The sequence below is a fragment of the Psychrobacter sp. CX5 genome, assembly GCF_057621535.2.
On sequence record NZ_CM177735.1, the window covers coordinates 748,703 to 773,738 of the forward strand.

Consider the following 25,036-nt stretch of genomic DNA (forward strand, 5'->3'; position numbering starts at 1 on the left):
TTGACTTATTGGCGTTCACAATTGACGATATACTCATCACCGTTTGCCCATGAAATCCCCATAAGCCCCATATTCGCCTTAGTATGCCATTCATAGGTAACATTAGGGTTATCTGAATTGACATAACGTGCGCCTGAGCCAGAAGGAGCAATATCCATGACCAAAGTTTGGTTGTTCCATTTAGCTTTTGGTAAGCTCGCAGTGACAATAGCTTGTTGACCATCTCGTGAATACTTTGGCATCACAGTAGCATTGTCTTCACAAACAAAGCGCTCAGGTGCCATGCGATCATAAGCTTTATTAACTTGTTGTGCTGTAGTTGTATTAGGTTGAGTAGTATTTGACGCACAGGCAGCGAGCATTACGCTTAAGGGTAACAAAGTAAGTAGTTTTTTCATAATATAACTCCAAGAGTTGAATAAAAAAGTGAGTTTAGGATTAAGTAATTCTTCTGAATTTGTGATTTATACAGATATGTTATTTATTCCTAAGTTGCAAACCACAAATTATTTTTATTGTCACAACATCATCATCGATGTCATACCATACTATAAGCACAATAAGCTTTAGTTTCCAACAAATAGTATTCAATAAAATGTAGTACTTTTATCTCCCTAATTAATTTTTTTAATAATTTTGAAATATATAATCATATTATAGATATCAGAACTAATAAGTTTGTTATCTCTTGTCTTCAGTTTTAATCTGAAGTTCATGTTTTTGATTAATTTATGTAACCAAATAACGTAGTTCGTCTAACTATCACTGTTTGAGCCAGAAAGTTTGATAAATTCATTGACTATTTTAAGGGGATAATTAAGTTACCTCGTTCTAAACTTATTAAAACTCATTGTAGGCTCGTGCTTTTAGCCCAGCAAATAAAAACCTTTAATCAGAAATGCTGGGCTAAAGCCACAGCCTACGTTAAGAGGAGAATAGGGTTTAAGTGCTTAGTTAAATGGAGTGTTAAATTCGTTAAAACCTCATAGTAAAAAGCCTGAAGGTTAATCTACGAAAGATTAACTTCAGGCTTATTGATTGATTATATATAAGAACTATTAAGATTCGCGAGAGGTCAATTTTGTTAAATCGAGCGTCGAGGTAGATACCTCTTCTTTTAACGTGGCTTTAAGGAGTAGGTATCCCGCTACCCCAGAAATAATCGAACCAAGAATAATTCCCAGACGCGGATCAAAACCTTCAGTACCCTCACTAAATGCCAAACCACTAATAAACAAACTCATTGTAAAGCCAACGCCACATAACAAGGACACACCATATAAATGTCTAAAACTCGTTCCGTTGGGAAGTTTTGCCAGGCCCACCTTAATGATCGCCCAAGACATCAGCATAATACCAACTTGTTTACCAATAAATAGACCCGCAGCGATGCCGAATGGCACTGAGTGAAATAATTGAGCAAATCCAGCGCCTTGTAGCGAAATGCCTGCGTTTGTAAAAGCGAATAATGGCAAGATAGCAAAGGCGACGGTACTATGAAGGTCATGTTCAAGCTCTTCTAGGGGTGAGTGCTCAGGGTCGTCAACATTAATCATCGGAATAAACAATGCCAATAATACGCCCGCTAAAGTAGCATGAATCCCTGATTTTAGTACAGCAACCCACATGATGATACCGAAGAATAAATACGGGGTAATCGCGGTAACATTACGCTTATTTAAAAAATATAAAAAGGGTAAGCACAGTCCTGCTACCAATAAGGAGGTCAATGACAAGTCACTGGTATAAAACAAGGCGATAATTAAGATCGCACCGATATCATCAAAGATAGCAATAGAGACCAAAAATATTTTAAGTGAGTTCGGCACTCGGCTGCCCAATAGGCTTAAGATGCCAATCGCAAAGGCAATATCGGTTGCAGCAGGAATAGCCCAACCTGCTAAATATTCTGGATTTTTAAAATTGAATGCCACATAAACCAAAGCTGGTACCAACATACCACCGATAGCTGCCGCAGCAGGTAAGATAATTTGTTTAACGTTTGACAGCTCGCCAATTAATACTTCTCGCTTGAGCTCAAGCCCTACCAAAAAGAAAAATATAGCCATTAGGCCATCATTAATCCAGTGATGAGCGTCTTTATCAATGACCAGACTACCCACTTGTACCACAACTGGCGCATGGATAAAAGACTCATACCAATGGTGTAATGGTGAGTTTGCCACTATCATGGCAGCAATGGCAGCTAACGCAAGAACAATGCCTCCAGCAGCTTCATACTCAAAGAGTTTTTTTAAATTTTGTAACACCCTTTACCTCTCTACCTAGCTGATGGGGCACTCTTATCTCAACAATAGGGTATCCCACCAATGGGGTTTTATAATTTGTTATTGCTTATTTGCTTTTATGGTAGCAGAAAAGTCAACATTATCGCGACAAAATTTGCGTAATAATATTTTCTAAAACTCTGTACTCCTTGATCTGTACTTCTTAAATTGTCAGGTGGTAATTTACTACTGGTAACAGTATCGGTTCATATTTTTTTGAACTCTGATACCAAGACATCTTTATAGTTAACAGTTAATAAGCATCAAAGGCAGTTCACAATAGCTTCGATAATATCGTTCCATTTTAATTTATAGCAATTAGACTGTTTTATTTGGCTTCTAGCTTCTAAACGGTATTATTAATTGCTGTTTTCAATGAGCGTAGTCCTTATTGCTTGTCATAATGAGGTAAGGTATTATTCATTGACCATCAACAAATGTAAACATTTCTTTAAGAACCTGTATTCACACCTTGTCACTGGCGATATCTGCTTTAATATGCTTGTTTATTGTGAAATATGGAACGTCATTTATGGATTTCTCCTTAACTCTTGAAGTCATCTTAATGTTAACCGCAGTTGCTGCTGTCGCAGGATTTATTGATGCCATTGCAGGCGGTGGTGGATTACTGACTATTCCCGCCATGTTATTGGCTAATATCCCACCCGTTCTAACCTTAGGTACCAACAAATTACAAGCGGCCTCGGGGGCTTTGGCTGCGTCTTTTACGATGATTAAAAAAGGCGTTGTCAAACCTGCAACAATGAAAATGGCGATCGCTGGCGCCTTTATAGGATCGGTACTGGGTACTATTGCTGTTCAAATGTCGCCCCCCTCTTTACTTGAGAAGCTCATTCCCTTTTTGATTGCTGCGATTGGTATATATACTTTATTTGCGCCAAGCTTAGGAGAAGTCGAGGCAGAACCGAGAATAAAAGAAACCACTTGGCAACGCGTAGTGGCGCCTTTGATTGGATTTTATGATGGTTATGTGGGTCCGGGCACTGGGATGTTTTTTGCTTTGGGCAATGTGGCATTACGTGGTCGTGAAATTATCGCCTCTACGGGTACCGCTAAGATACTCAATTTATCAACCAATATTGCGTCACTCATATTTTTTATATTAGGGAGTAACGTACTTTGGAAGGTCGGTCTTGCTATGATGGTCGGTCAAACTATAGGAGCGTATGCCGGTTCCCACATGGTCATTAAAGGCGGCAGTAAAATTATTCGGCCTATGATTGTTATTGTATGTTTGGCTATGGTCACAAAATACGTGCTTGGATAATTTTTTTTAATTTGTTCTTTTAATTTAATAAAACAATAAAACAGTTAAACGTCACTTAAATCATAAAATAAAAGCCCCAATTGGGGCTTTTATTTAGTTTAAATTTATCCGTTTTAGCAAATTGATAGAGACAAATCTAACGCTTATCTAACTCATCATATTCACTACCAAGTACCCCATCATTCAAGATACCACTGAATTCACGCTCATTATCCTCATCGATATGACCATCAAATACGTCTTTCGTTCCCGCCTGAGGGTCAGCAAATACTGCTAAATCCATCTTACCTTCAGACTTCGCAACGATTGCCGTCACCGCAGCATCACCGCCCACATTCACAGCTGTACGTAACATATCAAGCAGACGATCCACGCCAAGGATTAAGCCAATACCTTCGATAGGTAAACCAACTTGCGCAAACACCATCGATAGCATAATGAGACCGACACCTGGCACGCCAGCGGTCCCAACAGATGCCAATACAGACATCAATATAACCGTTAAGTACTCCGCTATTCCTAAGTCTACGCCATACAAGTTAGCGATAAAGATGGTCGCAGTACCCTGCATAATAGCCGTACCATCCATGTTAATAGTGGCGCCAAAAGGAATGGTAAACGATGCCACTGAGTTATTCACACCCATGCGCTTAGTCACCGTGCGTAGCGTCACCGGAATAGTGGCATTTGAGCTTGAGGTACTAAAGGCAAAGATTTGAACTTCGCGCATTTTTGCCAAGAACGTTTTTATCGACAGACCTGATGCCACCTTCAGTATTATCATCATGGTAATAAAATAGTGAAATGCCAACGAGCCAATGAGTACAGCAACATAGCCTATAAGTGACTTAAATAAATCTAATCCGAGTTCTGACATCGCACTAACTAAGAGCGCAAACACACCATAGGGCGCGAGGTTCATAATGATAGTGACCATCTTTAAGATAACTTCATTAATCAGCTCTAAGCTTTGCACCAAGCCCTTGGCAGGCTTACCTACCATCAAAATACTAATACCAATTAATATCGCAAAGAAAATGATCGATAACATATCGCCATTTGCCATTGCGCTTATTGGGTTAGACGGCACGATATTTGAGAACACGTCTATCAAGGGTGGGGCTTCTTTGGCTTCGAACGTGGTATCAGCAACTAAATTCATGCCCTTACCAATACCAAATATTGACCCTAGGCCAATAGCAGTCGCAATCGCTAATGCGGTTGTTAACATATAAATAAAGAAAGTCTTAGTACCAATTCGGCCCAATAATCGAATATCACCAATACCACAAACCCCACAAATCAATGAGATAAGCACTAAAGGTACCACTAACATTTTTAGGGAATTAACAAACAACTTACCAATGATACTAAATAGACCATTGATAAGGTAAGTGTCTATAAAACCACCTTCAGCATTGAGGGCAAAAACGTTGATTATTAATCCGATAATAATACCGAGACCCATTGCGACCAGAATTTTACCGGTCAGACCCATATTTTTCCACATAAGGTTTTCCTCAAAAACAAGATTTTCGCGAGTATTAGCTATCTTGTTTAACTAAATCATTGTTTAAATAGTTCACTATATAAATAAAGATAAAATATGCCAGTTCATAACTTAAACTAATTATGAGTAAACTAAATTATTTAAAACCTGGTCAACAGTGAGAATCCCTTTTCACTTATTAGAACAAGAAACTACTTATAGTTTCTGACACAAAGCTTACATTAAGCTCTGGCTGTAGAGTTCCTATAAAACAGTTTCAACGTGTACTTTGATTCTATACTGCCTTTTATTCACATTGCTTTCATAAAGCGTAGTCAGTGTCAGACTTAAAACATCGCTTATTCAGCCAGACGATGATGCTAAACCAAATCTTGCTATAAAGTAAATCAATGTGTTTGTTTGGTATGCAGTCAATATAAATTAAAAGTTATAGTCCCCGCAAGTTATTTTTATAATAGATAATTAGACGTATCTTGTTTTACTCTCACTTCTTTGATATTCAAACGCATCTTTATCTCTGAATTAGTTTAATTGATATTGAATATCGCTATTCAAAAAGAATAAATGAACAAGATAAACAAGTGAGGGGTAATGCGTTAAAATAGACAAAACCTCAATCAATAAAAACGACCTATTCTTATGCTTGAGCTTCGCCACTTACAGACTTTAACTGCCCTACGCGCTCATGGTTCACTAGCAGCAGCTGCCGACGAATTACACGTCACTGCGTCAGCCGTTTCTCATCAGCTAAAAGAGCTTGAAAACTACTATGGTGTCAGACTAGTCAATAGACGAACCCGTCCGCTTAGTTTTACCCCAGCAGGTAATGTGGTACTAAAGTTAGCCGACAGTATCTTACCGCAAGTTATCAGAACAAAAAATAATCTTAAAAGATTGGCGCACGGGCAGGCAGGCAGGTTACGTTTGGCCTCCGAGTGCCACAGCTGCTTTGATTGGCTCATGCCTATTTTAAATCAGTTCCGTCGTGAGTGGTCAGATGTGGAGTTGGACTTTGCCACAGGCTTTGAACCTGAGCCACATCATTTACTTACCGAAAGTGAAATCGATTTGTTGATCACTACCAGCGACTTGGACATCGAAGGCATCAGCTATCAACCTTTATTTACCTATGAAAGCCGATTGGTGTTAGCGCCTACCCATCCTTTAGCCAGTAAGACAAGCATCGCTCCTAGAGACTTAGTGGATCAGACACTGATAGCGTATCCCGTGGAATCTAAGAGACTAGATGTCATTGCTAAGTTTATGGCACCAGCTGGGCTTAGCTTTGCAAAAATTCGCACTACAGAGCTTACCGCCATGCTGATCCAATTGGTCGCTAGTGAAAGAGGCGTAGCTGCTTTACCAGATTGGGTGGCAGCCGAGTATGAAAAGAAAGGGTGGGTAGTGACGCGCCCCTTAATTGCCGCTGCTGAAGAACGGCATTCTATAGAGGACAAGTCGACTCAAAAACCATTAAAACAAACCTCGCAAAAGTCCAGTTCTGACGCTCATAAAGATACGGGTGTCTACTGTCAATTGTTTGCAGCGACTCGTCAAAGTAGCTCAGAGCTTGCGTATATGGAAGGGTTTGCCAAGCTATTAGATGAGCTCGTTAAGCCTTATTAGGGGAATGTGCTTTTTTATTGCTGGTTTCTTATGGCGGGATTAAACGTACTGGCTTGCTTAAAAGTTAGGTACTTTAAGGGACTCATAAAAATGACTACAAAACAACTGCTTATAGAAGCAAACGATTATAAGTCAGGCTATAAAGCAAGCTTCGTTAAATAAAAGCCAATGGCAGTAGCCGCAAGGGTCAATCCCACATGTAGCGCAATTAACGCAAAACCTGCAAACACTTTGCCTGAGTTTAACAGCCCAAAGACCTCACTACTAAAAGTGCTAAAGGTCGTTAAGCCGCCTAAAAAACCAGTGACCACAAACAATTTCACATTGGGATGCCATGTCTCGCCGGCTTTTAAAAAAACCACCATTGCGATGCCGATCAATAGTCCGCCTAGTATATTGGCCCACAGCGTTCCTAACGGTATCCAATGATGTAGAGGATTGAGTTTGGCAAGCAAAGCACGCAAACATGCCCCTATAGCAGCGCCTAATCCAATCGCTATCCACTGCATAGTAACGCCCCCGTAAGTATAATAAGAAATCAGCACACCTAACTTATGACTGAATTAAAAATGACAAACTAAATATAGTCAAAGAAGTCTAAAATGGTTACAAGGCAACCGAGTGCAAGTGCTACTGGAGTAGGCTTAACGAGGTTAACGCCGTAACCGTTTATAGTTCGCTGACTATAATAAACCAACAACAGCTTACGACTACTGCTAGCAACTAGGGCATCGTTTACAATCCTGAGCGCCTAGTCTCAGTCTAGGCTCCCGACTATGTCAATGCAGGAAGCTCGCTAATATTCCATCTTGGCACACAGCTTACGGACAGATCATCGGACTGACCCGCTTGTAGTCGCTGATATCCTGCATAAGCAATCATCGCACCATTATCTGTACATAAGGCTAATGGGGCGTAGTGAACCGTCGCCTTTATTTTCGCCAACTCTGTCTCTAAGCTTTCACGTAGATGAATATTGGCACTCACACCACCAGCAATAACCAATTGCGACATCCCTGTTTGCTTTAAAGCTTTGACACATTTTTTGACCAACGTATCGACAACCGCATGCTGAAAGCTCGCGGCAATATCGGCTCGAATGCTATCATCAGAATCTGATCCAGCCGTGTCTTTAATTAAATTATGGGCTGCCGTCTTCATACCACTAAACGAAAAGTCCAATCCTTTATGCAACATAGGTCGGGGCAAATCATAAGCATTAGGGTTTCCCTGCTCCGCCAAACGAGCCACATTGGGACCACCGGGGTACGGCAGTCCTAACATTTTAGCCGCTTTATCAAAGCACTCACCAGCGGCATCATCGATACTTTCACCCAATATCTCATACTCACCAATTGCATGGGCGGCAACCAGTAAGGTGTGACCCCCTGAAACCAATAGTGATACAAAAGGAAATTGGGGTGGATTTGGCCCTAATAGAGGTGACAACAAATGTCCCTCCATATGATGCACACCAATGGCGGGAATGCCTAAACCATATGCCAAACTACGACCAAATAATGCCCCTGTCATCAAGGCCCCGATTAACCCAGGACCTTTGGTAAAGGCGACAGCATCTATGTCATCTTTTGTCATGTCGCATTGGGTCAGTAACTCGTCTAACAGTGGCACCAACTTTCGAATATGGTCTCGGCTGGCAAGTTCCGGTACTACGCCGCCATATGTGGCATGCAGTTCGATTTGCGAATATAACACCTGTCCAAGCAAGCCATTGTCACCTTGATCGATTCGTTCACTGTCAAAGATGGCCAACCCTGTTTCATCACAAGATGTCTCTAAACCTAATACTTTCAACGCGCACCTACTTTTATGAATAATTGAGTCATGTTTTTTGAGTGGGGTTCGTATAAAACGCTATTAAGGCATTTACGATTATGGCATGTAGACCTAAATTGTGTTATCTATCACACGCCTAATCAGCGAATTAAAAAACCGCCAGAGTGTATACACCATGGCGGTAGTTTATCAGATTATCAAGGGGTGTATCTGTTACTGGCTTCACTAGTTCAACTAAGTACGATAATGTCAGTGCTAAAGCCAAGAAATGCTAAAGCCAAGTACGGTTCGGTTCGATTAACTGGCTTGCTCAACCATATAATCGACAGCAGCATGAACTTGTTCCACCGAGACATCGCCAGTAGCTTGGGCTGGCATGGCTTTAAAGCCTTCTGCTGAGTGCTTATATAACACGTCTTTACCTTGTGCAATACGAGGTGCCCATGCCGCAGCATCGCCAAATTTAGGAGACTCTAATAGTCCCTGTTCATGACATACCTTGCACTTACTTTCATAGAGTGCTTTGCCCGCATCAGCGGCCAATGGTGCATCACTAGTGGATGCCGCTACTTGTTCAGTAACATCATCATCAGCAGAGGCACTCTCAGTCGCTTCAGTAGCCTCAGTACTATCTACATCAGTAGTAGCAGGTTCAATCGCAGCAGGTTCAGTCGCAGCAGTTGCGGTGTCTTCTACCACGGCAGGCTCTGGCGTATTGGTGACGGCGGATTCTGCTGCTTTTTTAGCATCATTGACATCTTCCTGTCCGCCACAGGCTGTCAAAGTAGCTGTTAAAGTAATAGCAGCGCCAAGCATCATAGAGACTACTTTTAGTATATAACGGTTGGTAGGTTTTTGATGAGTTTGCTGGTTAGTGAATAACATAATTTGCTCCTAAAAAGGACTAATTTCATTCAACACATCTATACCCTCTAGCACTGATAGCACATAAAGTAACTGTTTACTTAACCTTATAGTTTGACCTTACTGCGTCGCGGCTGGCGTATCACTTGCAGGTGTCTCTGTAGATGCTGGAGCTCCTGCCATGTCAGCAGATGCGGCACCTTCAGTTGGCTCAGCTCCTTCAGTCGTCATGGCTCCTTCAGCAGGGGTGGCTCCTTCAGCAGCGGTGGCTTCACCAGTAGTCGCTGCTGCATCAGTTGCCATTCCATCAGTAGCTTCACCTTCAGTTGTCGTGGCTGCAGTCGCTTCGCTAGCGGCTGTTTCATCAATGACAAGGGGCTCAGGCTCAGGCGCGTTTGCTCTAGCAAGCTCAGCGGCCTCTTCTACTTTATCAACCGCTTTCACCTCTTCTTCATGTCCGCCGCAGGCTGTCAAGGTTACTGCGGTACCTAGCATCACAGCAGCTACTTTTAACAGATGACCGTTGGTAGATTTTTGACTATAGTTTTGATTAGTGAATAACATTGTTCGCTCCGACAAGGGTTGATGATTTTAAAGGATGAATGATTTTTAAAGGTTTATTAAGTCTTATAAAGGGTATTAAACTAGATATTGTAACGAATGACTTTATTACAGTACTTTATACCCGTCACTTCTTAATGACAACACCCTTTATTGCCATTTTAGTCACCTATTATAGCGTTTATTTCGTATGCATCATCTAACCCTATATTTTTCTATTAATTTCCCATAACACTATCTCATGAGTAGTAAGGCGAATCATCAATATTCGCTATTATCACTCAACAGCGACAAGATAAATACTTGACTACTAACTTCATTTTTGCTATATTCTCGCTCTTATTCTAATATTTCCAATAGAATATTGTAACTTAATCCTAGCAAGAGCTGATGCCACATCACTTTGAGACACTGTGGCTAATACCAATCATACAGCCTTGCTAATGTTTCTTGTCTCTCATTTCCACTACTACATTAAGGAGTCTGCATGCCTTCAGTTAAGGTTAAAGAGAACGAACCTGTTGATATCGCTATCCGTCGCTTCAAGCGTGCCTGCGAAAAAGCGGGTGTTTTATCTGATGTCCGTAAGCGCGAATTCTACGAAAAGCCAACGCAAGAGCGTAAGCGTAAAAAGGCAGCAGCCGTAAAACGTTATAAGAAAAAATTACAACGTGAGTCTATTCGCACCACGCGTATGTACTAATTGGTATTTATCTAGCATTTGATCAAGCCTTAAATAGCTATCTTTTAAAAGGCTAAATCTTGTAAAAGGTTAAGTGCTAGCTTATAAGTATTCATAAGAAAACCACCTACTTTGTCCTCTTCCTAGCTTATTGCTGATGATGACATAATATAGGTGGTTTTTTTATGCTAGAATTTTATTAACGTTAATTTTAAATGCATACACTATAATACGACCATATAATAATAGGAACTTATCATGAGCGCACTAAAAGATACCATTACCGAACAAGTCAAAACGTCAATGAAAGCACGAGAGCTTGAAAAGGTTAAGGTTTTACGTAATATTCAATCAGTTATTAAACAGATTGAAATTGATCGCAAAGTAGAACTTGATGATTCCGGCGTTTTAGAAATATTGCAAAAACAGCTTAAACAGCGCCAAGAGTCTTTATCTATCTTTCAAGAAAATGGTCGTGAAGACTTGGTTCAAAAAGAACAGTTCGAAATCGACATTATTAATGACTTTATGCCGCAGCAAATGAGTGAATCTGAACTGGCTGAATTGATTAACACTGAGATAGCCGCACAAGGTGCCAGTTCAATGCAAGATATGGGAAAAGTAATGGGTGCGTTAAAATCTAAGACTGCTGGACGCGCAGACCCTGCGGTGATGTCGCAGTTGGTCAAAAAAGCATTAATGGGGTAGTTGCATTTACCACATTAGTGATAGCACTTGATGGCAACTTAACTGCATATCTACTACGAATGCTAGGGACTGAAGTCTCTAGCTATTTTTACGTCTGCTATATCACTATTTATATTGGCAAGTAAAGGGGCTAAATTATAAGTGTTAGTGTTAGCACTATTAGGCTGCTGAGTCTCAATAAGCGTTTTAGCTTGTTGCAACGAGACTAAGGCATCATTATATCGACCCCGCCATAACTCACCCTTAGCTCGATAGCGTAAGGCATTGACCGCAGAGATGTTTGCTAAGGACTGATTAGACTGAGCGATGTTATTTTGGTTGGCGATATTTTGATTAGCACTATTCGTTGGCATCACGCTTTGACGTGCCATAAGCTCATAAGCCCGCTGCATACGAGATAAAGATTCTAAATCATAAGGTTTACTAGTTACGATAGGTTTGAGCGCGGTGATTACCTCGTTATACTTGCCTAACTGTAACCATGCCTCAGTCAATAATAGCTTTATATCTCTACGCTCTGGGTATAAAGTGCTATACGGTAATAACAGCTGTTCGGCTTGTTGCCACTTGCCTTGCATACCGGCGACTTGTGCTTCGGTAATCGCCAATAGTATATCAAGGGTCACTTGATCGTTATAGTCAGCAGTAGAATACGCTCTAAGTTGTGAAGTTTCTCTATTTTTTAATTGATTAAAAAGATCAGATGCCTCTTTATAACGGCCCTGAGTACCATACCAATAAGCCAATGCAATGGCAGCCCCCCTATTTGTTTGCGAGGCCGCTAACAACTCACCTTCAGTAACCCGATTTGTCAGCACATTGACGCGCCATTTTAACAAGTCAAACGTTAACGGACTGCGCTGCTCAGTAAGTCCTACTTCAGCATAGCTATTCGCACGACTTTGCGCTTCACTAAGACGCTCAGAGCTTAAGGGGTGCGTCATAATAAAACTGGGCAAATAAGCATTTTGCGTAGTGTTAAGTTGCGTTTTTTGATTTAAAGTACCAAAAAATCTTGGCATAGCTCTCGGGTCATAGCCCGCTTTTTCCATCAGTTGCATGCCAATACGGTCGGCCTCTCGCTCATTACTACGACTAAATGCCATTTGACTGTTTAAAGCGGCTGTCTGACTACCCATCATCACGGCAGTAGCGGCATCCGGATCAGCAGCGGAGGCAGCGATAGCTGCTAATAGACCACCAATTTGCATGAGTAGTACTTTTCGATTCGTCTCATCTCGATGCTCATAGTGACGCTGACTTAAGTGAGCAACCTCATGGGCGACCACGCTGGCAAGCTCATCCATACTATTAGATTCAATAACCGTACCGGTATGGATGCCCATTACGCCACCGGGAATCGCAAAAGCATTAATAGTAGGATTGTTGATGACCAGCAAGGCTAAAGGCGCTTGATTGCGTGCCTGGGCGTTAATCTGCCACGCCATGATTTCGAGTTGTTCTTGTACCCAAGGGTCATTTAGCATCGGCGCATTTCTAGCTAACTGCTGTAATGACCACTCACCTAGCGCTTTGTGCTGGTTGGCCTCAATAAATCGAGTGCCCCCGCTTCCTAATTCTGGCAGCGTAAAGCTAGGCTTCTCATAAGTTGAATTAAACACATACTGCGGCGGCATATCAAAGCTTTGATAGCCAGAACGACTCGAGTTAGAATTGACTACACTCGGTGATTCATTGGCAGCAACGGCCATATTCGTTAATAATATATTTGACAAGAGTACGGCTACTCCCAAACGTAAAATCGGCATTGAGAACAAACGATGATTCCTTATATATTGATGCCTTATATAAAGCATTGACTTACCACTCATTTGGTTTAATGTGGTGATTATAGTAAACCATCTCAATATCTATTCCTTGACGTTTGTATGACTTAAAAAACTGTTGACCTTAAGAAGGCTTGATTTTAACGGTATCAGCATTTTAAATAGCTTTCAAATATCGTATCTTACATCTTAACCAATTAACCTTGTACCATCGTCTCTGAGTTGTAATTTTTTTAATCTAAAGCAGATATTTTAGCCGTTACTAGCAACGTAATATAATTTGTCGCACCCTTTTTAATGCTCCTAATTTAAATTTAATAATATAAGCTGAATTTATGATATCTATTGACTTACCTGATACTAATCAACATACCCTACTCCAGCAATATATTGACTATTTAGACACAGCCGATAAGCGTACTCTTGAGCAACACGCAAACGCTACAAAAATAACGGCATTGGTGGATGGTCGAGGGCTTGCCTGCCCTATGCCGTTACTAAAAACTAAAGTAGCACTACGCTCTATGCAGGAGGAAGATAGTGTTTATGTACTAGCTACTGACCCCAACTCTCAAGTTGATTTGGCCGCATTTTGTCAGCAATCTGGACTTAAAATGGTGATGAGCACTCAAAGTGGTGCCGGATCTACCGATAGTTTAGAAAAACTCGATACAATCTTTCACGTCATGATTACCAAAACAAATGGTAACTAGTTGGTAGTATCCTTTACAATAGATCTCATTAAAGATATTACTTTTTAAGGTCAAAATATGGCTACTCCTAAAACTGACAAAGCGAAAACGACAAAAAAAGATTCCTCAAAAAAGACATCCTCTGTGAAGGTTGCCGAAGTTGAGCCTATCGATATGGATATAGAAGTGGAAGAACTGCCTCTCGATGAGACGTTGGACGATGACACATTGGATGATGAGACACTCGACGATGTGGATGAGGATTTGCTCGTAGATGGATTGCCAGTGGCAGATCCAGTTGCAGAGGATTGGGTAAGCAACTATCCAACAACCAATACTCGCGACTTGGTGCCTGCGATGCCGATCAACCTATCGGCACCCGGTGTCAATCTTGGCGCTTACATGAACTCAGTGCATCAAATACCTATCTTGACCCCCGAGCAAGAGAAGGAACTGGCGCATCGTTATTATGATGAGGGTGATGTGGAAGCCGCTCGTATCTTGGTCATGTCACATCTACGCTTTGTGATTCATATTGCGCGCAGTTATTCAGGCTATGGTTTGCCTCAAGCTGACTTAATTCAAGAAGGTAACTTGGGGCTTATGAAAGCCGTTAAGCGCTTTGATCCGAATAAAGGGGTACGTCTGGTATCCTTTGCGGTGCATTGGATTAAAGCGGAGATTCATGAGTTTGTCATTCGTAATTGGCGTATTGTCAAAGTAGCGACCACCAAAGCGCACCGTAAGCTGTTCTTTAACTTACGTAGCCTGAAGAAAACTAATAATCAGCTGACGTTAGAAGAAGCGGATGCCATTGCGGCTGACTTAAATGTCACCCGCAAGCAAGTGCTAGAAATGGAGTCACGTCTGACGTCTTACGATGCCTCCTTTGAAGCACAGTCAAGTGACGATGATGACGGGCATTACGCACCACAATTGTTTTTAGAAGACGGTATTGACCCTGCTGAAGTGGTAGAAGATGCAGACTGGGAGGAGAACAATACCAATGCACTAATGGATGCCATGGATACTTTAGACGATCGCTCAAGAGATATCGTTGAACAGCGTTGGTTATCTGAGCAAAAATCAACATTACATGAATTGGCAGCTGTCTATAATATCTCAGCGGAGCGCGTGCGTCAGATTGAAAAAAATGCGATGGATAAGATTCGTGAAGCCATGACCATTGATAGTGTCATCATGCCAAATGAAGATTCGCTGTAATTTTTGACTGTTTAAAGAGTGGTTCGACGATTCATCTTATCGCTTATTATAAGACTGCCCTTTAATCTACTCTTTTTCTGTCAGTATATTTATGTCGCTTTGGATAGACTATTTATGAACTGGATAACTGCTGCCGCATTAAACCTAGCCCTTGCCGTTGCCTTAGGCGCTTTTGGTGCGCATGGTCTTAAGTCTCTCACATCGCCCGAACAAATGGCATGGTGGCATACTGGGACTCAATATTTCTTTTACCATGCACTAGGTTTACTTGCGGTCGCTATACTTATTAAACTTGGCTATACCACCAGTACCACGGCATGGTTATTACAGCTTGGTATCCTTATATTTTGCGGTAGTTTGTTTGCAATGACATTAGGTACACCTAGATGGTTCGGTGCTATCACACCGATCGGAGGTACATTGATGATTATTGGGTGGTTGTGGCTGGCATATACGGCGTTTAAACGGGCAAACATTTAGCCCTTTTCGCTGGTCATCATTGCACTAATCGCACAAGTTTAATTTTATATTAATGAAAATTTTTGCATGTTCACAAATATAACTAAGATTAAAAATGATTAGGATAAAAAAACAGGATAAAAGTATGGTTAGCGTGACGATAAATGGACAAAGCATGGATACCGATTATAACACCGTCAAGCCCATGCTTGATGAGCTGCAGCTGACACAAGGCCGATATGCGGTTGAGATTAATGGAGAGCTAGTACCCAAATCAGAATTAGATCTCACTGAACTTAAACAAGGCATGGTCATTGAAGTAGTACAAGCGGTCGGTGGCGGTTAAGGATCTTCTATTGCGAAGCTGTTTGCTTAACTATTTGCTCAACTTTGCTACTTAAATGAGCCATTTAACTTAATCACGTAACCCAGCCTCTTAAATTAGTTATTTACATTCGCGACTTAACTCAAATTTTGACTTAAAGTATAATTCCTAAAATTAAAAAAGCCCCTATTTTAATGAGTTAAAATAGGGGCTTACCTTTGGAGAAAATTTAGATTTGGTATTAATTAGAAATCACTCAGTATTAAGATATATAGTTAAAATATATAGCTCAAGTTATAGCGACTGATTAATAAGCGTATGACTCATCAATAACTGGAGTCGTTTCAGCGATAGGCTCTCTACGTTTTGAGGAACGAGTCTTACGCTCAATACGAGTTTTATATTTACGCACTTGGCGATCTAGTTTATCTGCCATTTCATGGATGGCTTTATACATGTCATCATCATAGCACTGTACGAACATTTCTTGACCAGCCACTCGCATAATTGCTTCTGCTTTATGGTTGTTTTTACCACTATGACTGGCATCAGTTCGATGGTTATCCAGAGATAAAATTACTTTGATACTTTGAATTTGGTCAAAATGGCGCTCTACTTTAGAAAGCTTATCCATTACCATGTCTCTCATAGCATCGGTAATTGTGATGTGATGGCCGCTGATTGAAATGTTCATAATTCTTACATCCTTTTTATGGTTTGAGCCTTGAAATAAGCTCAGAATAACGTGGTATAAAATGACAAGTCACTGTTATTTATAACACTACATATAGTGCATATGTTAATGACACTTACTTCTGTCTATGTCATTTGATATCTCATTGTTTTTAAACAACATTACATGAATAAAAAACTGATATATCGGTTAAGTTGTGGTTTTAATATCCTTATTAAAACCTTGATATCCACAACAATGTTTTTGATAAAACTTTTGTTGGGACACCCTTAATTTGACATGAAATTTAATTTTATACAAGGATGTTAATTGTAATATAATGTAAAAAAAACCTACTTTTTAATCTATATCCTTTATAATCTGAAATTTTTTTATTTTTAGAATTACCTTTCTTTCTTGTGTTCTATTGAATTATTAAAACTTTTGCTTACGCTGGGTAGATGATCCAATATTCATAGCCTCTCGATACTTAGCGACTGTACGCCTTGCTATATCAATCCCCTGATCTTCCAAATGCTGCTTTAAAGCACTGTCTGACAATGGCTTTTGCGGATCTTCATCACGAATGAGCGCCTCTATCATGGCGCTAATAGCGGTAGAAGAGATATCACCTTGATCACTTGAGACATGCGATGAAAAGAAATGTTTAAGTGAGAATAGGCCCTGTGGGGTTAGAATGCTCTTATTGGTGGTTAATCTGGAAACCGTTGATTCATGTAAATCCACAGCCTCAGCCACATCTTTTAAAATTAAGGGCTTCATTGCAGTGGGACCTTCTAATAAAAAGTCTTGTTGTAGCTTAACGATACACGTTGCAACCTTCAGAAGATTTTGATTGCGCTCTTCAATACTACGAATGAATAAACGCGCATCAATTAAGTTATCTCTTAAATAAACATTGTCCGGACTGTCATCGCCGCGCTTAACAAGACTGGCGTATTCATTATTGATTCTAAGCTTAGGCAATGTTTCTGGGTTTAGCTCAACTTTCCAAACAGCCTTACCATCAGCTTGATTGGACTTTAATTGAACAATCACATCTGGGATATCATAGACCTCAGGGCTTGAGCCATACTCAGGTTGTGCCTTTGAGAAGGCCAGCCCTGGGGCGGCGTTTAGTGTTCTGATTAAGTCAATACAACCACTTATCTCATCCTTTTTGATGCCGGTTCTTTTAATGAGCTCTTTTATATTATTGCTTACCAGTAGCGGGTGTTCATCCAGTAATCGTATTGCTTTGTCTCGGTAAGCGACCTTTTCATCCAAGCTTCTAAGCTGGATTTGTAAACTTTCCGCCAGATCCCGCGCCCCGACACCTAGAGGATCACAGGATTGAATAAGGGTGATCACTGTAGAGATCTGCTCACACTCGATTTTTTCCTCCCACTGATAGAAGCTTGCCATCTCATCGAAGTTGTCTTTCAGCTCAGCCACATCGATCTGGATAAACCCATAGTCGTCCATTGCATCTATCAGATAATCCGCAATTAATACCTCAGTCTCAGATAGATGACTGAAGTTAAGTTGCCAACGAATATGATCTTGAAGACTAGTAGAAGTCGCTCCTTGATAGTCGCTCATTCCTTCCGTATCTGGCCTCGCCATTCCCGTGGGACTGTGAGTGTAGATATCGTCCCAATCCGTATCAATTGACAACTCACCTAAAGTATCACTAAGGCTATCGCCAAGCGTAGACTCTAAACCGATATCTTCACTGTGTACGGCTCCATCATTTTCAGAACTAGAGGGCGTACGTTCTTCAGCACTGACGCCACTTTTAGACCCATAGTTCTCATAATCAATAGACTCTGAAAGGCTACCTTCTATATCTCTATCATCATAAGTTAGGTCATCGTTGTTGTCATTCATAAAGCCTGTATCAATCACATCATCACCATCATGGCTATGGGTGGAATCGTCCTCTATGCCAAAATCATTGACGTCATAGTCGTCTATATGAAAGTCACCTGTATCAAAGTCATCTGAACTGTCTTGGTAAACTTCATATGCCGCATCCTCAGCGCTCAGCTCTAATCGAGTCATCTCTTCAATGCTATTAAAATCTTCTGCATTGATGTCATCATCTTCTATTCGCTCAAGCAAAGGATTGCTATCAAGCTTCATCTGCACCTCCTGCTCAAGCTCGAGGCTTGATAACTGCAATAGCTTAATAGCCTGCTGCATCTGCGGGGTTAGCTTTTGTGCTGTAGTAAGATTAAATCCTAAATTAAACGAATTACTCATCATAAGGTATGTGTGTTTCCCAATTACCCAATTGCTTGGTTATATAGTGATAATTTAGTTGTTAAATTATGGGTTGGTTAGAATATGAGTTAGTTAACATACGGGTCGTTTGAATTATTGGTTTAAAGTACTTGCCTGTTGATAAATGTTGACATCATCTTAGTTCAGCAAACAATGAACTTATATCCTCTGGACTAACCCTGCTGACTTCAATCGCTAAAACAATTCAACAAAGCATCCTTCAATAACAAACCATTAGATTCATCGACTTAGGCGTGATAAGCTAAAATCGTGATAACATAAAGTCGTTAAAAACAATTCTAATTTATAATACAGATTAAAGAAACAAGTTCATAGGCTTTAGAAAGTCTTAATGAAAATTAATCATTGCAAACTTTTTCGATTTATTATGTCACTTTTTAGCATATAACTTAATGAATCTAACTTACTGAGACTAACGAATTAATAATGACCTTACCTACTATTGGATGTGTGCAACTCAGCAGTCAATTCGACATCGATGCTAATTTAGCTACGATTGAGAGGGCGATACAACAGGCAAAGCAGCAACAGGTACATTTACTGGTGCTTCCTGAGAATGCGTGCCGTATGGGTAGTCAGCATCAGCTAGCAGAGCGTTTTGATGAGATCTCAAAATGGTATGCTGATCTGGCATTCGAGCATCAGATGTTCATTGTCGCAGGTACTCTACCCTGCCCTTATAGACCGGATGGTCGCCTTGTTCCTAATCAACGTTTAAGGCAAGTGAGTCAACTTTTCGCGCCTGATGGTAAGCGCATTGCTCGCTATGACAAAATTCATTTGTTTAAAGCTGAGGTATCAGATAGTACTGGAAGCTATGATGAAGGGAGAACATTTGAGCCGGGGGATACCACAGTTGTGGCCCAGTGCGATATGGCCAACCTGTTACAACACGCCGAGTCCGAATCCTCCGTCAAGTGTCAAACCCATAAGGGAGTCCTGGCTGTGGGCATGATGGTTTGTTTTGATTTGCGTTTTCCTGCTTTGGCACAACAGCTTCGCACTGGCGGTGCGGATATACTAACCGCTCCCTCAGCCTTTACCTATCAAACGGGCAAAGCACACTGGCAAATGCTATTACAGGCCCGTGCTTTAGATTCTCAGTGTTTGGTCGTGGGTTCGGCGCAAGGGGGTACCCATCAGACGGCCAACTCTCAACGGGAAACTTGGGGACACAGTGCCATTGCCAATGCCAATGGCGAACTGGTGATAGAGACGGGTGAAACCAACACCAACATAACAGAAGGCTATACTCTCATTACTGCTCCATTTGACCAACAAGCTCAACACAGCTGGCGTCAAAATATGCCCATCCATCATTGTCATAGACTACCCTAGTGATACCAATGTTGAAAAGGCATTAATACCCCATTCTCAACTCTTAACGTAGGCTGCGGCTTTAGCCCAGCATTTTAGATTAAAGGCTTTGATTTGCTGGGCTAAAAGCGCCAGCCTACAATGGGTTTTAATAAGTTGTGAAAGAGGTATTAATACCTAATCTATAAACTAACCTATCTTTGTCAGGCTCGTTAAACTTACTATTTGTACCGTTTACACTCGCCTTCCTCGACAGATTAATTTCTAGATTTGCTATCATTTTTTTTGAAATGAGTTTACAACAGTCCGTTAACTTAGAGAGCCAACGTTAAGAGCTAGTGTATAGAATTGACTTAAACAAAATAGGGTAAACAGATTAAAAGAAAGAAAAGAGAAAGAAAATAGAAAATAAAAGAAGAGAGACTATTATTTTGTAGAATTAGACGACGGATGAGAGGCTCTAGGATGGGCTTTATCATAGACCTGAGTCAGTTTAGCAAAGTCTACATGGGTATAAATCTGGGTAGTACTGATATCACTATGGCCTAACATCTCTTGCACTGCACGCAGATCGCCACTGCCTGATAACATATGAGAGGCAAAACAATGTCGTAGCAAATGCGGATACATGTTTTGGGCAATACCCGCTCGTGTCGCTGCGATTTTCAACCGCTGTTGCACAGCACGAGTAGTCAATCGAGTCCCTAATTTTTCACTAATAAATAAGGCGGTATCCCCTTGCTCCTCCCACAAGTATCGATGCGGTAAATAGGTGTTAATCGCCTTTAACGCTTGACGCCCTACAGGCACTATTCGAGTTTTATTGCCTTTACCTGTGACCCGTACTTCACCACGCTCACCCTGATCATCTATACGCAAATCAGCGACATTCAACCCGACCAACTCACCCACCCGTAAGCCACAACTATATAACAACTCAAACATAGCTTTATCGCGAATCCACAATCTCGCTTGTTCCGGTGTATCGGGCATAGGCTGTTCAAGCAACTGCGCAATCAAATCACCGTCTGCAATACTTGGCAGTGGTCGTGGCGCCCGCTTTAGCTGGTAACCCGTTGTCGGATTAATACGAGCATGACCATGATCAATCATCCAACTATAAAAGTGGCGGATGGCTGACAACTCTTGTTGCACACTGGCTATGGATAACGCGTCCCTATCTAATCGTTTACCAATAAACTTAGCCAGTTGCCTTTTGTCACAACGTGTCCAGTTCAGCTTGCCGGCTTCTAAAAAAGAGGCAAGCTGATATACACCGGCATAATAGGCATCAATCGTATGCGCTGAGAACTGGCGAACGTTCAGCTCCTCAAGCCACTGCTCAACAGACAACAATAATGCCTCAAGCTCAGCGGACAGTTGCGCATCTTGCTCATTATCAGAACGTTGTAGACTATCCTCACTCGCAAATGTTGACTGCTTCCGTTTATTAGACGGATATTGTGTCAAACTTGGTTGTATTGAGTTTGATGCTGCTGACCTTTTTTTCATTGGTCTTTATCTTAATATAGGATAACGAGTTGGTTTAAGGCTGATTGATATACTGTTATTTTATTTTTTATAACAAGGGTTTACGAAGCAGATGGTTTAATGCCCGCTTGAGCCATAATACCATCTGGACTAAACACCCCTTCATACACAAAGGCAGTGGGACCTGTCATCATCACAGAATAACCCGGTGACCAACGAATCAACAAGCTGCCACCATAAAGCTGTGCACGTATTTCCTCACCTTCATCAAGCCAGCCTTCACGAATACCTGTTGCCACAGCGGCACAAGCACCGGTACCACAGGCTTGTGTTTCTCCGACCCCACGCTCATAGACACGCAGACGAATATGACGCTGATTCATCACTTGCACAAAGCCCACATTAACCCGTTCTGGAAACGCAGGGTGTGACTCAATGGCTTTACCCAGTTTTTCCACCTCTGCGGTTAATATGTCATCGACCTTAATAACAGCATGGGGGTTGCCCATATTCGCCACATACAATTGAACCGGGGTGCCATCGACATCCAAATGATAGGCATTTTGGATTTTAGTAATGGCTTTTGGCGTAAAAGGTATCTCAGCAGGCTCAAAGCGAGGCTTGCCCATATCGACTTCTACCCAGCCATAATCGTCGGTTGATAGGGTTAAAATACCAGACTTCGTTTCTACTCGAATACGCTGCTTGAACGACAGCTTACGAGCTTGCACAAATCGCGCAAAACAGCGTGCCCCATTGCCACACTGCTCCACTTCGCTCCCATCTGAGTTAAATATACGGTAACGAAAATCAACATCAGGGCGCATGGGCGGCTCAACCACTAAAAGTTGGTCAAAACCAATCCCTAGATTACGATCTGCAAGTAGTGAAATAAGCTCTGGTGTCAGCTCTAAGCGCTGAGTGACGAGGTCAATGACCATAAAATCATTGCCTAGACCATGCATTTTTGTAAATTCAATTAGCATTATTCTATTCCTTAGATTTTATTTATGCTCTATCTTACCATGCAGAATATGACAATGATAATGCTTAACAACGGTTTACTAACAATAATACTGCGTATATTTTAGTCCAAATCTATAAATTAACCTATCGAGGAAGGCCAGTTAAACATAACAAAGCAGACGTTACAAACAATAGGTTTATTAGCCTGACCGAGTTTAAGTTCTGACCGAGTTTAAGAAATATAGGTTGTTTTATAGAAAAAGGTTAATATGCCAATTTGCAACGCCGTTTATACGCCAGTACTTTTCAAATGTCATTAAAAAAGCCTGCAGATTAAATGCAGGCTTCATATCGGTTAATCAATAGCAACGCTTTAAATCACTACTTTTTATTTTATTAATCACACCTTTCAAAGCTATTGGGCTTTATTAAACCGCTATTCTGCCTGAAATATAGATTCTGTTTCGAACAATTGCGCCACAGTTTCACGTTGACGTACCACTTGATGTTTATCACCAGAGACCATGACTTCTGCAGGACGAGGACGCGTATTGTAGTTACTACTCATCACAAAGCCATAAGCACCTGCGCCAGTGATGGCTAAGATATCACCTACTGCCAATGACAGTAGACGTCTCTTGGCTAAGAAGTCTCCAGTTTCACATACGGCGCCAACAATATCCCAGCTGCGCTCTTCTTTTGTCGAATCTAATATGCTGGCGGGAATAACAGCCATATCTGCCTGATACAACGCGGGACGAATCAGGTCATTCATTGCGGCATCGACGATAGCAAAGTTCTTTTCCGCCGTAGGCTTTAGCACTTCTACTGATGTCAGTAGTACACCCGCATTTGCCACAATGCTACGTCCAGGCTCTAAATATACTTTGAGACCTAACTGTTTCAGCTTAGGCAGTAAGGCTGCGGCAAATTCACTGACTTCGGCGACCTGCTCATCAATATATAGCACCCCTAAACCGCCCCCTAAGTCGATATGCTCAAGCTCAATGCCCTCACTTTTAAGGGTATTAATCAGCTCACTCACCTTATCTAGCGCTGCCACAAAAGGATCTATTTCGGTAAGCTGAGAGCCAATATGACAGTCAATACCGATGATATTCAGATTTCCTAAACTCTTAGCAAGCTTATAAGCGTCAACAGCGATATCATGACTGATACCAAATTTATTGTCTTTGAGGCCTGTTGAAATATAAGGATGCGTTTTGGCGTCTACATTCGGGTTTACCCGAATTGAAATTGGCGCTTGAACCCCAAGCTCTGCTGCCACTGTATTTAGAGTCTCTAATTCACTTAGCGACTCCACATTAAAGCACCCAATATTCGCTTGAAGGGCTGTTTTAAGCTCTGATACGGTTTTACCCACACCTGAAAACACAATCTTGCTTGGGTCTGCCCCCACTGCCAATACCCGAGCCAACTCCCCAACGGATACCAAATCAAACCCGGCGCCAGCATTCGCCAATACTTGCAATACCGCTAAATTTGAATTGGCCTTTACGGCATAGCATATCTGATGTGCTATATTGGCAAAACTATCAGTATAGGCGTGATAAGCCTCTAAAATGGCCTGCTTAGAGTAGACATACAAAGGCGTACCATACTGCTTAACCAACGTATCGACACTCACATCTTCAGTTAACAAGGTATCCTGATCATAACGTAGACCAGGTAATTTATTAACAAATGACTGAGGGTTGATACGTAATCCAGATTCTAAATTTTGTACGACTGTTGACGCGTGAGAGGTATGACTCATAATAATGGGGTATCCAAGTAAAGTTAGCAAATATTAGGGCATGTGTTTTTTAGGGGCTGTATAAAAGACGCCTTAAGTGCTATTTATATATCAAATTAATACAGGTTAGCTATTCGTATTAGTCATTTATGCTAGTAGTTCGTACTAGTTATTTCATTACTAGTCTTTTGGTTTGTTTAATTAATAGTCTTTTGAGTTATTTGATTAATAATCTTCTGGGTCTTCTGCCGCTGCCTTTTCCACATCTTCAGAGGTGTAAGAGCGATTTTCATCTTGGGCTTTATTTTTCTTATATAAAATAAAATCGGTGTTGCTAGGTGCCTCTTCTGGTAAGTATAAAGCGCCACTTTGGCCACAAGCCGTTAGCAAACCTGTCAATAATAATGAACAAAGCCCCATACCCAGAACCGAAAAAAGACCCGAAAAAGTTAAAAGACTAAGGTGTTTCTTCTCCACTGAACTATTGCCCATTGAACTGCCCTCAGCTTTAGCTCGCTTTGGCTTCAATATATTCTTTTGCTTTAACAGATTATCGTTAAGCAAACGCTTAAGAGGGGTTTGAGGGGGTACATTTGGCATGGATAGACTTCCTTTGACTAACAAGACACTACCAGTTCAATATAAACACAACTGACTGGCTATAGTAGCAAACTTATGAATAATTGCCTAAAAGCTTTTCATTTTTTAAACACAA

23 protein-coding genes are annotated in these 25,036 nt (G+C 41.1%); 9 read left to right on the forward strand and 14 right to left on the reverse strand.

Translation table 11 applies throughout. The annotated features are described in order from the left end of the window. Positions 1-5: 5 nt before the first annotated feature. Positions 6-398, reverse strand: a complete 393-nt coding sequence (locus AC21OG_RS02850) for an MliC family protein (protein WP_487377241.1) — start codon at positions 396-398, stop codon at positions 6-8. A gap of 660 nt (positions 399-1,058) precedes the next feature. Then, on the reverse strand, positions 1,059-2,270 hold the full coding sequence (gene nhaA / locus AC21OG_RS02855; RefSeq protein WP_486546093.1) for a Na+/H+ antiporter NhaA: 1,212 nt from the start codon (positions 2,268-2,270) through the stop codon (positions 1,059-1,061). Between the two features lie 550 nt (positions 2,271-2,820). Between nhaA and AC21OG_RS02860 the strand changes: the two genes are divergently transcribed. Then, complete coding sequence (locus AC21OG_RS02860; RefSeq protein ID WP_487377239.1) at positions 2,821-3,576, forward strand: TSUP family transporter; 756 nt, start codon at positions 2,821-2,823, stop codon at positions 3,574-3,576. Positions 3,577-3,712: 136 nt separating this feature from the next. Here the strand turns inward: AC21OG_RS02860 and AC21OG_RS02865 are convergent, their stop codons facing one another. After that, on the reverse strand, positions 3,713-5,086 hold the full coding sequence (locus AC21OG_RS02865) for a dicarboxylate/amino acid:cation symporter (RefSeq protein WP_487377237.1): 1,374 nt from the start codon (positions 5,084-5,086) through the stop codon (positions 3,713-3,715). A gap of 639 nt (positions 5,087-5,725) precedes the next feature. On the opposite strand from AC21OG_RS02865, the gene AC21OG_RS02870 reads away from it, so the two are divergent. Beyond that, positions 5,726-6,712, forward strand: coding sequence for a LysR family transcriptional regulator (locus AC21OG_RS02870; RefSeq protein WP_487377236.1), 987 nt, complete (start codon positions 5,726-5,728; stop codon positions 6,710-6,712). Positions 6,713-6,849: 137 nt separating this feature from the next. On the opposite strand, the gene crcB is transcribed toward AC21OG_RS02870, so the two are convergent. The 4 genes from crcB to AC21OG_RS02890 form a co-directional block, all read right to left on the reverse strand. Next, positions 6,850-7,221 carry a fluoride efflux transporter CrcB gene (gene crcB / locus AC21OG_RS02875; RefSeq protein WP_487377235.1) on the reverse strand — a complete coding sequence of 124 codons (372 nt, stop codon included), beginning with the start codon at positions 7,219-7,221 and terminating at the stop codon, positions 6,850-6,852. A gap of 265 nt (positions 7,222-7,486) precedes the next feature. Continuing rightward, positions 7,487-8,527, reverse strand: coding sequence for a tRNA (adenosine(37)-N6)-threonylcarbamoyltransferase complex transferase subunit TsaD (tsaD, locus tag AC21OG_RS02880; protein WP_487377233.1), 1,041 nt, complete (start codon positions 8,525-8,527; stop codon positions 7,487-7,489). Positions 8,528-8,806: 279 nt separating this feature from the next. Continuing rightward, complete coding sequence (locus AC21OG_RS02885; RefSeq protein WP_487377232.1) at positions 8,807-9,394, reverse strand: c-type cytochrome; 588 nt, start codon at positions 9,392-9,394, stop codon at positions 8,807-8,809. A 99-nt stretch (positions 9,395-9,493) separates the two neighbouring features. Beyond that, positions 9,494-9,937 carry a hypothetical protein gene (locus AC21OG_RS02890; RefSeq protein ID WP_487377231.1) on the reverse strand — a complete coding sequence of 148 codons (444 nt, stop codon included), beginning with the start codon at positions 9,935-9,937 and terminating at the stop codon, positions 9,494-9,496. 484 nt (positions 9,938-10,421) lie between these two features. On the opposite strand from AC21OG_RS02890, the gene rpsU reads away from it, so the two are divergent. Together rpsU and AC21OG_RS02900 are read left to right on the forward strand one after the other, a co-directional pair. Then, a complete protein-coding gene (gene rpsU / locus AC21OG_RS02895) occupies positions 10,422-10,637 on the forward strand; it encodes a 30S ribosomal protein S21 (protein WP_007394316.1) in 216 nt (71 codons plus the stop codon). A gap of 237 nt (positions 10,638-10,874) precedes the next feature. Continuing rightward, on the forward strand, positions 10,875-11,324 hold the full coding sequence (locus tag AC21OG_RS02900) for a GatB/YqeY domain-containing protein (protein WP_487377229.1): 450 nt from the start codon (positions 10,875-10,877) through the stop codon (positions 11,322-11,324). A 62-nt stretch (positions 11,325-11,386) separates the two neighbouring features. Here AC21OG_RS02900 and AC21OG_RS02905 read toward each other — a convergent pair whose 3' ends face one another. Then, positions 11,387-13,060, reverse strand: a complete 1,674-nt coding sequence (locus tag AC21OG_RS02905; RefSeq protein ID WP_487377228.1) for a M48 family metalloprotease — start codon at positions 13,058-13,060, stop codon at positions 11,387-11,389. A 386-nt stretch (positions 13,061-13,446) separates the two neighbouring features. On the opposite strand from AC21OG_RS02905, the gene AC21OG_RS02910 reads away from it, so the two are divergent. From AC21OG_RS02910 to thiS, 4 genes are all read left to right on the forward strand, one after another. Next, positions 13,447-13,824 (forward strand): sulfurtransferase TusA family protein, encoded by a 378-nt coding sequence (locus AC21OG_RS02910; protein ID WP_487377226.1) that lies wholly within the window; start codon positions 13,447-13,449, stop codon positions 13,822-13,824. Between the two features lie 336 nt (positions 13,825-14,160). Continuing rightward, a complete protein-coding gene (gene rpoH / locus AC21OG_RS02915; RefSeq protein WP_486546329.1) occupies positions 14,161-15,027 on the forward strand; it encodes an RNA polymerase sigma factor RpoH in 867 nt (288 codons plus the stop codon). 114 nt (positions 15,028-15,141) lie between these two features. Further along, on the forward strand, positions 15,142-15,507 hold the full coding sequence (locus AC21OG_RS02920; protein ID WP_487377225.1) for a DUF423 domain-containing protein: 366 nt from the start codon (positions 15,142-15,144) through the stop codon (positions 15,505-15,507). 124 nt (positions 15,508-15,631) lie between these two features. Further along, positions 15,632-15,832, forward strand: coding sequence for a sulfur carrier protein ThiS (gene thiS, locus AC21OG_RS02925; protein WP_487377223.1), 201 nt, complete (start codon positions 15,632-15,634; stop codon positions 15,830-15,832). 286 nt (positions 15,833-16,118) lie between these two features. On the opposite strand, the gene hpf is transcribed toward thiS, so the two are convergent. Continuing rightward, positions 16,119-16,505, reverse strand: coding sequence for a ribosome hibernation-promoting factor, HPF/YfiA family (gene hpf, locus AC21OG_RS02930; RefSeq protein WP_486546110.1), 387 nt, complete (start codon positions 16,503-16,505; stop codon positions 16,119-16,121). A 414-nt stretch (positions 16,506-16,919) separates the two neighbouring features. Next, positions 16,920-18,749, reverse strand: coding sequence for an RNA polymerase factor sigma-54 (gene rpoN, locus AC21OG_RS02935; protein WP_487377429.1), 1,830 nt, complete (start codon positions 18,747-18,749; stop codon positions 16,920-16,922). Positions 18,750-19,217: 468 nt separating this feature from the next. On the opposite strand from rpoN, the gene AC21OG_RS02940 reads away from it, so the two are divergent. Continuing rightward, positions 19,218-20,129 carry a nitrilase-related carbon-nitrogen hydrolase gene (locus AC21OG_RS02940; RefSeq protein WP_487377222.1) on the forward strand — a complete coding sequence of 304 codons (912 nt, stop codon included), beginning with the start codon at positions 19,218-19,220 and terminating at the stop codon, positions 20,127-20,129. Between the two features lie 405 nt (positions 20,130-20,534). On the opposite strand, the gene AC21OG_RS02945 is transcribed toward AC21OG_RS02940, so the two are convergent. The 4 genes from AC21OG_RS02945 to lptM all read right to left on the reverse strand — a co-directional run bounded on the left by AC21OG_RS02945 (position 20,535) and on the right by lptM (position 24,921). Beyond that, a complete protein-coding gene (locus AC21OG_RS02945) occupies positions 20,535-21,620 on the reverse strand; it encodes a tyrosine recombinase XerC (protein ID WP_487377220.1) in 1,086 nt (361 codons plus the stop codon). 80 nt (positions 21,621-21,700) lie between these two features. Continuing rightward, positions 21,701-22,585, reverse strand: a complete 885-nt coding sequence (gene dapF / locus AC21OG_RS02950; RefSeq protein WP_486546114.1) for a diaminopimelate epimerase — start codon at positions 22,583-22,585, stop codon at positions 21,701-21,703. Positions 22,586-23,001: 416 nt separating this feature from the next. Next, the gene (gene lysA, locus AC21OG_RS02955) at positions 23,002-24,342 is read right to left on the reverse strand and encodes a diaminopimelate decarboxylase (RefSeq protein WP_487377218.1); all 1,341 of its coding nucleotides are present in this window, start codon (positions 24,340-24,342) and stop codon (positions 23,002-23,004) included. A 204-nt stretch (positions 24,343-24,546) separates the two neighbouring features. Further along, positions 24,547-24,921 carry an LPS translocon maturation chaperone LptM gene (gene lptM, locus AC21OG_RS02960; protein WP_487377216.1) on the reverse strand — a complete coding sequence of 125 codons (375 nt, stop codon included), beginning with the start codon at positions 24,919-24,921 and terminating at the stop codon, positions 24,547-24,549. Positions 24,922-25,036: the final 115 nt, after the last annotated feature.

Bases quoted from the DNA above. Each gene is read 5' to 3' on its own strand.
- dapF (WP_486546114.1), bottom strand. From the start codon at position 22,585: ATGCTAATTGAATTTACAAAAATGCATGGTCTAGGCAATGATTTTATG.
- hpf (WP_486546110.1), bottom strand. From the start codon at position 16,505: ATGAACATTTCAATCAGCGGCCATCACATCACAATTACCGATGCTATG.
- AC21OG_RS02860 (WP_487377239.1), top strand. From the start codon at position 2,821: ATGGATTTCTCCTTAACTCTTGAAGTCATCTTAATGTTAACCGCAGTT.
- crcB (WP_487377235.1), bottom strand. From the start codon at position 7,221: ATGCAGTGGATAGCGATTGGATTAGGCGCTGCTATAGGGGCATGTTTG.
- AC21OG_RS02890 (WP_487377231.1), bottom strand. From the start codon at position 9,937: ATGTTATTCACTAATCAAAACTATAGTCAAAAATCTACCAACGGTCAT.
- thiS (WP_487377223.1), top strand. From the start codon at position 15,632: ATGGTTAGCGTGACGATAAATGGACAAAGCATGGATACCGATTATAAC.
- lptM (WP_487377216.1), bottom strand. From the start codon at position 24,921: ATGCCAAATGTACCCCCTCAAACCCCTCTTAAGCGTTTGCTTAACGAT.
- AC21OG_RS02940 (WP_487377222.1), top strand. From the start codon at position 19,218: ATGACCTTACCTACTATTGGATGTGTGCAACTCAGCAGTCAATTCGAC.
- AC21OG_RS02945 (WP_487377220.1), bottom strand. From the start codon at position 21,620: ATGAAAAAAAGGTCAGCAGCATCAAACTCAATACAACCAAGTTTGACA.
- rpoH (WP_486546329.1), top strand. From the start codon at position 14,161: ATGCCGATCAACCTATCGGCACCCGGTGTCAATCTTGGCGCTTACATG.
- AC21OG_RS02870 (WP_487377236.1), top strand. From the start codon at position 5,726: ATGCTTGAGCTTCGCCACTTACAGACTTTAACTGCCCTACGCGCTCAT.
- AC21OG_RS02865 (WP_487377237.1), bottom strand. From the start codon at position 5,086: ATGTGGAAAAATATGGGTCTGACCGGTAAAATTCTGGTCGCAATGGGT.
- rpoN (WP_487377429.1), bottom strand. From the start codon at position 18,749: ATGAGTAATTCGTTTAATTTAGGATTTAATCTTACTACAGCACAAAAG.
- AC21OG_RS02910 (WP_487377226.1), top strand. From the start codon at position 13,447: ATGATATCTATTGACTTACCTGATACTAATCAACATACCCTACTCCAG.
- AC21OG_RS02850 (WP_487377241.1), bottom strand. From the start codon at position 398: ATGAAAAAACTACTTACTTTGTTACCCTTAAGCGTAATGCTCGCTGCC.
- lysA (WP_487377218.1), bottom strand. From the start codon at position 24,342: ATGAGTCATACCTCTCACGCGTCAACAGTCGTACAAAATTTAGAATCT.
- AC21OG_RS02900 (WP_487377229.1), top strand. From the start codon at position 10,875: ATGAGCGCACTAAAAGATACCATTACCGAACAAGTCAAAACGTCAATG.
- AC21OG_RS02920 (WP_487377225.1), top strand. From the start codon at position 15,142: ATGAACTGGATAACTGCTGCCGCATTAAACCTAGCCCTTGCCGTTGCC.
- rpsU (WP_007394316.1), top strand. From the start codon at position 10,422: ATGCCTTCAGTTAAGGTTAAAGAGAACGAACCTGTTGATATCGCTATC.
- AC21OG_RS02885 (WP_487377232.1), bottom strand. From the start codon at position 9,394: ATGTTATTCACTAACCAGCAAACTCATCAAAAACCTACCAACCGTTAT.